Origin of the sequence: Tolypothrix sp. FACHB-123 (genome assembly GCF_014697075.1) — a bacterium.
Classification (GTDB): domain Bacteria; phylum Cyanobacteriota; class Cyanobacteriia; order Cyanobacteriales; family Nostocaceae; genus Aulosira.
This window is the reverse complement of sequence record NZ_JACJRE010000159.1, coordinates 1-1733: the sequence shown is the minus strand read 5'-3', so window position 1 is coordinate 1733 and position 1733 is coordinate 1. Positions and strand designations below refer to the sequence as shown.

1 protein-coding gene and 1 pseudogene are annotated in these 1733 nt (G+C 44.2%); both read right to left on the bottom strand.

Annotated features, from left to right (window positions below; all coding sequences use genetic code 11):
• A partial coding sequence (locus H6G41_RS34485) for an arylamine N-acetyltransferase (protein WP_190752882.1) occupies positions 1-300 on the bottom strand: 300 nt, incomplete at its 3' end.
• A 57-nt stretch (positions 301-357) separates the two neighbouring features.
• Positions 358-1503 (bottom strand): annotated as a pseudogene (locus H6G41_RS34480) (molybdopterin dinucleotide binding domain-containing protein); the annotation flags it as partial.
• Positions 1504-1733 lie beyond the last annotated feature (230 nt).

The window sequence follows — 1733 nt, the reverse complement described above, 5'->3', positions numbered from 1 at the left end:
GAGTACACGGGCTGCTAAATTTTTGACCTTAAAGCCAAGGGCGAGCAAGACTGAGCGTAGCAATAAGTTTTGCTCAAAACAGTAGCCGCCACGTCTTTCATCAATAAGTTTTCTCGACAACGATTTTAAATTCAAACAGACAGGTTGTTTGAGCAATGAAGTTAAATTCTCAAAGGCAATCGCCTTGGTGTGGCATAGATGAATTGCCTGTAGCGTTTGCAGCGTGGCACAGTAATCTCCGCTATAACCTATTCGTTGAAAATAAGCATTGAGGTCTACTGTATCGGATAAATGTTCCAATTTGATCCCCTTCTACTGCCACCATTTCTATAATGCCATCCTTGTTGAAATAGCCAATCAATGTGGTGATCGCTGTTTTCCATACACTACCACTGGCACCCGTTTGTAAGCAGGCGTACCGCAGCGTGTTTCTGTTCTGGCTTTAAAAATGACATTCACTTCCGGATAAAACATCAACGCTGCACCTTCTCGCACAGCACCGTAAATCACTTCTATGTTCTCTAGTTTGTCGGCATCACCCTGTACTGTAACGAGATCATGTTCGGCTAACCCAATTTTTTCTGCATCCATGCGATTCATCAAAATGCAGTAGCGATGGGGTATTCCCCGGTACTGATCGTCAATTTTGTAAACCACTGTGTTGTGTTGGGAATAGCTGCGTCCAGTCATTAATGCCAGGACGAGACTATTTGCTCTATCATCAATGTCAAAGTCTTGAGGTTGAGGTAAAGCCAGATTCGGCAGTGGCGTAGTCAACATTTTTGCCTTACCTGACGGCGTTTTAAAATGGGGTTCGGTGACGATGCGCCCAGAGATGGTAAATTCTTCTTGGGTGTCGTCAATCATCGCAATTTTTTCATAGCCAGGAATAGTTTTAGCAATCAGTTGCCGCACGTAGCGAGTATCTTGCAGTTTACGCCATTCGACAGGATAGTCACCCAGCAGCCGATGGGCTAGTTCAGTTAAAAACTCAACTTCGGAAATTAAATCTGCATCCTTGAGGTGAGTTTTGCCTTCATCATTGAGGCGCACAAAGTTGTTACCCGATTCAACGGTGGTTTTGTGGGGGTTTTCAAATCGGTTGAGCACAGGAATGATAATTGTGTTCGTTCTCGCCAATCCGTGAAAGTGACCAATGTTGGGTTTAGTAGCGAGATAGATGATGGTATCGATGTTACTCAATGCCCGTTTTGCCTGTGCTGAGTCAGGATTAGCACCATATATATTACCACCTACACAGATGAGACTATCTACTTTGCCCGCTTGGGCTGCTTCGATGAGGTCACGAGTATGATAACCCTTGGGTAAAGAGAGCGATCGCCCCAACAACTTCTCCAAGGCTTGCTTAATCTCTTCTTTGAGCTTCACTGTAACACCCATTGAGCCAAAGCCCTGGACGTTGGAATGTCCCCGTACTGGCATGACTCCGGCTCCCAGTTTGCCAATCTGTCCGCTAATCAACGCTGTATTGGCAATTGAGAATTCCTCATTAGGTAGATTTTCGCACTCTACTACAAGTTAGGAACTGGACTTTTATTAGTCGCAGTTATACTCACACAATTATTTGCTATGTTTAGCATCTAATAGTTTGGATTCTCTTTGCTCATGATTGAATGGCACTAAGAAAACGTGAAACCTAGTCAGGGCAGGGTTTAGGGGGTAGGGTGTCGGGTATAGGGAAAAATCAAGAAAATTAAAAACAAGTGCGAACA